Consider the following 8,312-nt stretch of genomic DNA (forward strand, 5'->3'; position numbering starts at 1 on the left):
GGCCGCGACGGCCGAAGCCCTGCGGGCCCTTCGCGCCACCGCGCCGTTCGAGGTTCCCCGTGGCTTCACCGGCGGTCGCTACCGTCCAACCTTCCTCACCGCCCGCGCCTGCAGGGGGCGCTAGGAGCCCCGGATGCTGAACCTGATCGCCGTGCTGATGGTTGTCCTCACCGGACAGGACGCCGTGGCGCCCACGCCGACGAGCCCCGCAGACCCGCGTGCCGCCGCCGCGGCGGTCGGCATCTTCAACCAGGTTTATCCGCACTGGCGTCTCCGGTGCGATGATCCCGGTTTCGTCCGCGAGCGCATTCAGTTCGACGTGACCCTGGATTCCGAAGGCCGCATTGTCTCAGGCCCCACCATGGTCCGGCCGCAGGACGACGCCGACTGGCGCGCCACGGCCGAGAGCGCGCGCCTCGCCCTCATCGCCGCGGCCCCGTTCGACGTCCCTGACGGATTCCCCGGCGGGCGCTACCGTCCGACCTTCCTTCCAGCGCGAGCCTGCGCGGGCTGACGACATCTGATCGCGCCCGAAAGTCGCCCCAATCGCGGCCATGCTGGCCTTCTGCGACCGGTTCGGCGACAAGAACCGGCGGACGTCTCAAACTGCGGGAGCCCTCTATGCGACTGAACCGACTTCTGGCGAGCGTCGCCGTTCTTGCAATGACGGTAACCGCCGCGACGGCTCAGACTCCGGCTGGGCAGCCCCCGTCGCAGGAGCCCGAAGAAGTCATCATCGACCAGGGCGTGCTGCGTCCCTTCCAGATCGCCGTCGCCGACTTCGACGGCCAGAACGGTTCTGACCTGTCGCAGGTGATCCGCTCCGACCTGCGCCGCTCCGGCTATTTCGAGCCGCTGGATCCCGCCAGCTTCGTCGAAACCGGCCTGACCCTCGCCAACGCGCCCAACTTCCCGCAGTGGACCTCGATCGGCGCCCAGGCGGTGCTGTACGGCTCCGTGAGCCCCCGCCCGGACAACCGCTACGACTTCGGCTTCCGCCTCTACGACCCGTACCGGCAGTGCCAGCTGGCCTCCTACCGCTTCACCGCCACGCTCGAGCAGTGGCGCCGCATCGGCCACAAGATCGCCGACCTGGTCTATCAGCGCATGACCGGCGAGGCGGGCCTGTTCGACAGCCGCGTGCTGTTCGTGTCCGAAAGCGGCACCCAGCTGAACCGCCTGTCGCGCCTCGCCATCTCGGATCAGGACGGCTTCAACCCCGTCTATCTGACTGACGGCTCCGAGATCATCATGTCGCCGCGCTTTTCGCTGAACGACCCCAACGAGATCACCTATGTGGCTTTGGGCAGGGATTACAGCCGCATCTACCTCAAGAATCTATCGACCGGCCGTACGGAGTCGCTCGGCGAGTTCGACGGCCAGGTGCTGGCCCCCCGCTTCTCGAACGACGGCTCCAAGATGGCCTTCTCGATCATCCGCGGCGGCAACACCGACGTCTATGTGATGGACCTCGCCAGCCGTCAGGTGCGCCGCCTGACCAACGACCCGGCCATCGACACCTCGCCCTCGTTCAGCCCGGACAACAGCCAGATCGTCTTCACCTCCGACCGATCGGGCACGGCGCGGCTCTACGTCATGCGCGCCGACGGCTCGGGCCAGCGGCCGATCTCGCGCGGCGGCGGCATCTACACCGCGCCCAACTGGAGCCCGCGCGGCGACCTGATCGCCTTCACCAAACAGGGCGGCGGCCGCTTCTCGACCGGCGTGATGGCGCCCGACGGCACCGGCGAGCGCATCCTGTCGTCGAGCTATTTCGAGGAGGGGCCGTCCTGGGCCCCGAACGGCCGCTACATCATGTTCGCGCGCCAGTCGCCCGGCGGCGACACCCGGCTGTGGACGGTCGACCTGTCGGGACGCGTCGTCAGCCAGGCCGGCTACAACGGCCGGGGCAGCGATCCGGCCTGGTCGCCGCTCCTGGACGAGCAGCCGACGAATCTCGGAGGCGGCGGCCCCGACAGCTGCTCCACCTGAGTCACAAGCGGAGCCTTTCGGCTCAACTCCGCGTTATCGCAGCTGGCGAAATCGCTGGCGCACCAGTACCCGAGTTTTATAGCAAAGCTGGAGGCCGAGGCCTCGCACCAAGGAGACGATCGATGATGAAGACCTCGACCCTGCTTCGTCTGGCCGCCGTGGGCGTGGCCGTGACCGCCATCGCCGCCTGCACCCCGCGCCGTCCCGTCGACAGCGCCTCGGGCGACACCGCTCCTCCCAGTTCGGGCCCGCAGTATCCGACCGCGCCGTCGGGCCCCGTCGACGGGGGCGCCCTCGGCTCGGCCGCCCCGGGCTCGGAGCAGGACTTCGTCGTCAACGTCGGCGACCGCATCTATTTCGACCTCGACAGCTATGAGATCCGGCCGGACGCCTATCCGCGTCTCGACGCCCAGGTGGCGTGGCTGCAGCGCTATCCGCAGGTCACCGTCCGCATCGAAGGCAACGCCGACGAACGCGGCACCCGCGAATACAACCTCGCTCTCGGCGCCCGTCGCGCCGAGTCGGTGCGTAGCTATCTGGTCCAGCGCGGCGTCTCGGCCGCCCGCATCGACACCATCAGCTACGGCAAGGAGCGTCCGATCGCGGCCGGCTCCAACGAGGAGGCCTGGGCCCGCAACCGCAACGCCCACACCGCCATCGTCAGCGGCGCCACGCGCTGATCCGGCGACAGCGTCGAACATCGGGAGGGGCGGCCGGTTGTCGGCCGCCCCTTTTCTTTTGATCGCCCCGGCGGCTAGATCGGAGCGACAGCGAACCGGGGGCGGGCATGGTGGATATCGACGCGGCGGGCGGAGCGGCCACGGGGGGGCTCCTCGCCGGCGCCATCGAGCGCCCGACCGGCCACACCGGCGACCCCGAAGGCAATTGCACCGACTGCGGTCAGCCGGTTGAAGGCCGGTTCTGCTCCAGCTGCGGACAACCCACCCACGTCCACCGCTCGTTGCTGCATCTCGGCGAGGAGATGCTGCACGGCGTGCTGCATTTCGACGCCCGCATCTGGCGCACCCTGCCGCTGCTGGCCATCAACCCCGGCCGCCTGACCCGCGAATGGGTCCAGGGGCGGCGCACCCGCTACGTCTCGCCGCTGGCGATGTTCCTGTTCACCGTCTTCCTGATGTTCTTCGTGTTCAGCTTCTCCGGCGGCCTTGAGCCGGACGTGAACACCACCATGAGCCCGCAGGAACGGGCCGCGCTGACCGCGAATCTGGAGTCCGCCCGGGCCAAGCTCGCGGAGGATCGTCAGGCCGCCGAGGCCCGGCCCGGATCGAACGCGCTGAAGGTGACCGTGCAGGCGCAGGAAACCATCGTCAGCCAGTTCGAGAGGCGCCTGGGGATCTCACCCGAGGCCGGGGCCGCTCGCACCGACGGTCTGGCGCCCGGCAGCTGGCAGGCCCAGCTCCACGACGCCGTCGTCTCGGGCGATCTCAAGTTCAACACCGGCTCGAAGGGCCTCGACAAGACCCTCACCAAGAAGGCGCTCAACCCCGACCTGGCCCTCTACAAGATCCAGCAGACGGCTTATAAATTCAGCTTCCTGCTGATCCCGATCTCGCTGCCGTTCGTGGCGCTGCTGTTCCTGTGGCGGCGGGGCTTCACACTCTACGACCACGGCGTCTTCGTGCTCTATTCGCTGACCGCGATGTCGATCCTGATGATGCTGATCGCCATCCTCGGCCCGCTGTGGAGCGGCTTCGCCGCCGCCGGCGCCCTGCTGTTCACCTTCGGCGTTCCCGTCCACATGTTCGCCCAGCTCAAGGGCGCCTACAGCCTGTCATGGTTCTCGGCGGCCTGGCGCACCGTTTTGCTGCTGATCTTCGCCAGCATCGCCTTCACCCTGTTCATCCTCGCCATCATCACCCTCGGCCTCACGGGCTGACGCCTTGCGGCGGCCTCAAATCGGTGGGACGAAAACAATCATGCTCAAGCTGCCCCCCGCCCTCCGCTCGAAAAACGCCCTGATCACCGCGCTGGGCGTCGTCCTGATCGCCGGCACGACCACGGTCGTGGCCCAGACCGCGCCCATGGAGCCGATCCAGTGGGACAAACGGCGGCTCGAGCAGCTGGACCGCAACGTCCGCCGCCTCGAACGCGCCCTGACCCAGCGCAACGCCGCCGGCCAGCCGGTCATCATGGAGCCCGATCCCGAGGTCGTCGCCCTGACCAGCCGCGTCACCATCATGGACGGCCGCGTCAACGATCTCGAGGCCACCCTGCAGCGGGTCAACGCCGATCTGGAGCGGCTGACCTTCCAGCTCGACGAGACCACGCGCGACAACGCCGCCCTCGAAACCCGCCTGCGCACCGCCGAGACCCGGCTGCGCGACATCGCCGCCGCCGCCCAGCGCGAGGCGGAGCTGAACGCGCCGATCAGCTCGACCTCTCCGACGGGCGATCCGGCCCGCGACCTCGCCGCCGCCGTGCGCCTCGCGGCCTCGGATCCGGCGATGGGCGACCGCGCCCTGCAGACCGTCACCCTCGCCTGGCCGGATACGCCGCAGGCCCGCGAAGCCAACGCCCGCCTCGGCGACCTGCGCGTCTCGGCCGGCGATCACGCCGGAGCGGTGGCTTACTATGCGGCGGCCCTCGACGGCTGGCCGACCACGCCCTGGGCCGCGGGCACGGTGCTGGAGCTGGCCACGGCCCTGAACGCCAACGACCGCAAGACCCAGGCCTGCACCGCCCTCGGCGACTTCGACCGGCGCTACGCCGCCGGGGCCAGCGCGGCGCTGCGCACCCGGGCGGCCGGCCTGCGCACCCAGTTCGCCTGCCCGGCGGCCCGGAGAGCGGGCTGAGCCCTGCCGCCCCGGCGTGGGTCGCCCCGTCCTGGACTGACCGCGTCCGAGAACGGCTGACCGCGCGGCTTGAGCGGCAGACGGACCGGCCCCTCGCCCTCGCCCTGTCCGGCGGCGGCGACTCCGTGGCCCTGCTGGCGGTCGCCTCGGCCTGGGCCCGCGATAACGGACGCCGCCTGCTGGCGCTCACCGTCGATCACGGCCTGAACCCCGACAGCGCCGGCTGGACCGCCTTCGCCGGTGAGGCCGCCCGGCGCGCCGGTGCGGACTGGCGTCGGCTGTCGTGGGAGGGCGCGAAACCCTCGACCGGCCTGCCCGCGGCCGCTCGCGCCGCCCGCCACCGACTGATCGCCGCTGCCGCCCGCCGGGCCGGCGCGCGCGTGGTCCTGTTCGCCCACACCGCCGGCGACGTCGCCGAGGCCGACCTGATGCGGGCCGAAGGCTCGACCCTCGGCCGCCTGCGCGACTGGTCGCCGTCCCCCGCCTGGCCGGAGGGCCGCGGCCTGATGCTGCTCCGGCCGATGCTGGACGTGGAGCGGGCCGGGTTGCGCGACTGGCTGACGGCGCAGGGGCAGGGCTGGATCGAGGATCCCTCGAATGAGGACGTGCGCTACGCGAGAAGCCGCGCGCGGCGCGCCCTTCTCCCATCGGGAGAAGGTGGGGCCCGCGCCGACAGGCGTGGGAGGATGAGGGATTCCGGTACGAGTGCTCCCGGTGCCGAACCCCCTCACCCTCCCACTCGCCGGGAGGCGAGCGGGCCCCTCCCTCTCCCCTTGGGAGAGGGCTCGTTCACCCTCGACCGCTCCGTCTCCGCCCGCCTCCTCGGCGCCGCCCTCGTTTGCGCCGGCGGCGGCGACCGCCGCCCGCGCGGCGACCGGCTCGACCGCATCCTCACCCGCCTGAAAGCGGGGGAGACCTTCACCGCCGTCCTCTGCGGCGCCCGCATCGAGGCGGGGCCCGACCGGGTCCTTATCGCCCGCGAACCCGGCGAGTTCGCGCGCCGCTCCCCGCCGCCCCTGCCGCTCCCCCCAGGCGTCGAGACCGTCTGGGACGGCCGCTGGGCCCTCACCGCCGCTGACCCCGGCTGGAGCGTCGTCCCCGCCGCCGGCCGCCTGTCCGCCCTGTCGAAGGCCGACCGGGCCCGCCTCAACGCCCTGCCGCCCGCCGCTCGCGGCGCCATGCCTGTGCTGATCCGGAACGGCGCGACCGCCCCGGTTCTTGCAGGAACCGCGGCCAAGGCGCACTCGCTGGTCGAGGAAAGACTGGCGCTGGCGCTGGACCGAATGACGCATGAGACGGAGCTGGAGCCGCGCGCGCATGGCGCTACGCCCCGGAACCACCTATTTTCTGGCGCTGACATCACCGAAGAGGGGAGCGCGCCGCGCTTCCAGGGATCGAGACGAGAATGAACCTTCGCAATCTGGCCATCTGGGGCGCCGTCATCCTGGGCCTCCTCGCCGTCTATGTGGCGGTCAACCGCGGCGGCCCTCTCGCCACGCCCGGCCAGAAGGCGGCCTCGGCCCGCCCCGCCGAGATGACCTATTCCGAGCTGATCGCGGCCCGCGACGCCAGGGAGATCGCGGCGGTCGAGGTGAAGAACGAAACCCTCACGGTCCAGATGAAGGACGACCGGAAATTCACCGTCGTCACGCCCGTGCCGAACGGCGACCTCGTCGAGAGCCTGCAGGCCTCCGGCGCCGAGGTCGACGTCAAGAACACCCGCCAGTCCTTCTGGGTCGGCGCCCTGATCACCCTGCTGCCCTTCCTGCTGATCATCGGCCTGTGGGTCCTGATCATGCGCCAGATGCAGGGCGGCGCCCGCGGCGCCATGGGCTTCGGCAAGTCCAAGGCCAAGCTGCTGACCGAGCACAAGGGCCGCAAGACCTTCGACGACGTCGCCGGCGTCGACGAGGCCAAGGAGGAGCTGCAGGAGGTCGTCGACTTCCTCAAGGATCCAGCCAAATTCCAGCGCCTCGGCGGCAAGATCCCCAAGGGCGCCCTGCTGGTCGGCCCTCCCGGCACCGGCAAGACCCTTCTGGCCCGCGCCGTGGCGGGCGAGGCGGGCGTGCCCTTCTTCTCCATCTCCGGCTCCGACTTCGTCGAGATGTTCGTCGGCGTCGGCGCGAGCCGCGTCCGCGACATGTTCGAACAGGCCAAGAAGAACGCCCCCTGCATCATCTTCATCGACGAGATCGACGCCGTCGGCCGTCATCGCGGCGCCGGTCTCGGCGGCGGCAATGACGAGCGCGAGCAGACCCTCAACCAGCTGCTGGTCGAGATGGACGGCTTCGAGTCCAACGAGGGCATCATCCTGATCGCCGCCACCAACCGGCCCGACGTGCTCGACCCGGCCCTGCTGCGTCCGGGCCGTTTCGATCGTCAGGTCGTGGTCCCCAACCCGGATGTCTCCGGCCGTGAGAAGATCCTCCGCGTGCACATGAAGGACGTGCCGCTGGCCGCCGACGTCAACGTCAAGACCATCGCCCGCGGCACCCCCGGCTTCTCCGGCGCCGACCTGGCCAACCTGGTCAACGAGGCGGCCCTGATGGCGGCCCGCAAGGACCGCCGCATGGTCACCCACCGGGACTTTGAGGACGCCAAGGACAAGGTCATGATGGGCGCCGAGCGCAAGTCCATGGCCATGAACGAGGAGGAGAAGCGCCTCACCGCCTATCACGAGGCCGGCCACGCCATCGTCGCCATGAACGTCAAGATGGCCGACCCGGTGCACAAGGCGACCATCGTCCCGCGCGGCCGCGCCCTGGGCATGGTCATGCAGCTGCCGGAAGGCGACCGCTACTCGATGAAGTTCCAGCAGATGATCGACCGCATCGCCATTATGGCCGGCGGACGTGTCGCCGAGGAGCTGATCTTCGGGCCTGAGAACGTCACCTCCGGCGCCAGCTCGGACATCGAGCAGGCCACCAAGCTTGCAAGGGCGATGGTCACCCGCTGGGGCTTCTCCGAGAAGCTCGGCACCGTGGCCTATGGCGAGAACCAGGAAGAGGTCTTCCTCGGCCACTCCGTCGCCCGCAGCCAGAACGTCTCGGAAGAGACCGCCCGGATCATCGACACCGAGGTGCGCCGCATCGTCACCGAAGGCTGGGAGGCGGCCCGCAGGATCCTGACCGAGAAGGCCGAGGATCATGAGAAGCTGTCCCAGGCCCTGCTCGAGTACGAGACCCTCTCCGGTCAGGAGATCAAGGACCTGCTCGAGAAGGGCCTCGCCCCGAACCGCGACGAGAACAACTTCCCCAACGCCGGCCCGTCCGTCTCCGTCCCAATCACCCCGGTCTCCGACGGCACGACCGTAGAAGCCCCGACGACCGTGCACTGAAACGGACGACTCACCTCCCCATTCGCTATGGCGAATGGGGAGGACAGACCGCGTCAGCGGTCAGGAGGGGGCGGCGCGGGCGGCGGGCAGCCGAGCGCCAATCACCATCGGCCGGCGCCGCCCCCTCCGGGTCGCTGCTTCGCATCGACCTGTCCTCCCCATCGCCTTCG

Annotated in this window: 7 protein-coding genes; all 7 read left to right on the plus strand. The window is 70.2% G+C overall.

The features are described from left to right. Positions 1–133: 133 nt before the first annotated feature. The 7 genes from VEC04_RS05570 (at position 134) to ftsH (ending at position 8,142) form a co-directional block, all read left to right on the plus strand. Complete coding sequence (locus tag VEC04_RS05570) at positions 134–514, plus strand: hypothetical protein (protein WP_324774661.1); 381 nt, start codon at positions 134–136, stop codon at positions 512–514. A 107-nt stretch (positions 515–621) separates the two neighbouring features. After that, positions 622–1,992 carry a Tol-Pal system beta propeller repeat protein TolB gene (gene tolB / locus VEC04_RS05575; protein ID WP_324774663.1) on the plus strand — a complete coding sequence of 457 codons (1,371 nt, stop codon included), beginning with the start codon at positions 622–624 and terminating at the stop codon, positions 1,990–1,992. A 125-nt stretch (positions 1,993–2,117) separates the two neighbouring features. Next, positions 2,118–2,672 carry a peptidoglycan-associated lipoprotein Pal gene (gene pal, locus VEC04_RS05580; RefSeq protein WP_324774673.1) on the plus strand — a complete coding sequence of 185 codons (555 nt, stop codon included), beginning with the start codon at positions 2,118–2,120 and terminating at the stop codon, positions 2,670–2,672. A 107-nt stretch (positions 2,673–2,779) separates the two neighbouring features. Further along, the gene (locus tag VEC04_RS05585; RefSeq protein ID WP_324774665.1) at positions 2,780–3,889 is read left to right on the plus strand and encodes a DUF3667 domain-containing protein; all 1,110 of its coding nucleotides are present in this window, start codon (positions 2,780–2,782) and stop codon (positions 3,887–3,889) included. 40 nt (positions 3,890–3,929) lie between these two features. Next, the gene (locus VEC04_RS05590) at positions 3,930–4,805 is read left to right on the plus strand and encodes a tol-pal system protein (protein ID WP_324774667.1); all 876 of its coding nucleotides are present in this window, start codon (positions 3,930–3,932) and stop codon (positions 4,803–4,805) included. 125 nt (positions 4,806–4,930) lie between these two features. Further along, a complete protein-coding gene (locus VEC04_RS05595; RefSeq protein ID WP_324774669.1) occupies positions 4,931–6,214 on the plus strand; it encodes an ATP-binding protein in 1,284 nt (427 codons plus the stop codon). Next, positions 6,211–8,142 (plus strand): ATP-dependent zinc metalloprotease FtsH, encoded by a 1,932-nt coding sequence (gene ftsH, locus VEC04_RS05600; RefSeq protein ID WP_324774671.1) that lies wholly within the window; start codon positions 6,211–6,213, stop codon positions 8,140–8,142. Before VEC04_RS05595 ends, ftsH begins: the two co-directional genes overlap by 4 nt. Positions 8,143–8,312: the final 170 nt, after the last annotated feature.

The sequence above is a fragment of the Brevundimonas sp. genome (assembly GCF_035626535.1).
Classification (GTDB): Bacteria; Pseudomonadota; Alphaproteobacteria; order Caulobacterales; family Caulobacteraceae; genus Brevundimonas.

Excerpts from the sequence above, each read along its gene's own strand:
- VEC04_RS05570 (WP_324774661.1), top strand. The coding sequence starts at position 134 with ATGCTGAACCTGATCGCCGTGCTGATGGTTGTCCTCACCGGACAGGAC.
- ftsH (WP_324774671.1), top strand. The coding sequence starts at position 6,211 with ATGAACCTTCGCAATCTGGCCATCTGGGGCGCCGTCATCCTGGGCCTC.
- VEC04_RS05585 (WP_324774665.1), top strand. The coding sequence starts at position 2,780 with ATGGTGGATATCGACGCGGCGGGCGGAGCGGCCACGGGGGGGCTCCTC.
- pal (WP_324774673.1), top strand. The coding sequence starts at position 2,118 with ATGAAGACCTCGACCCTGCTTCGTCTGGCCGCCGTGGGCGTGGCCGTG.
- tolB (WP_324774663.1), top strand. The coding sequence starts at position 622 with ATGCGACTGAACCGACTTCTGGCGAGCGTCGCCGTTCTTGCAATGACG.
- VEC04_RS05590 (WP_324774667.1), top strand. The coding sequence starts at position 3,930 with ATGCTCAAGCTGCCCCCCGCCCTCCGCTCGAAAAACGCCCTGATCACC.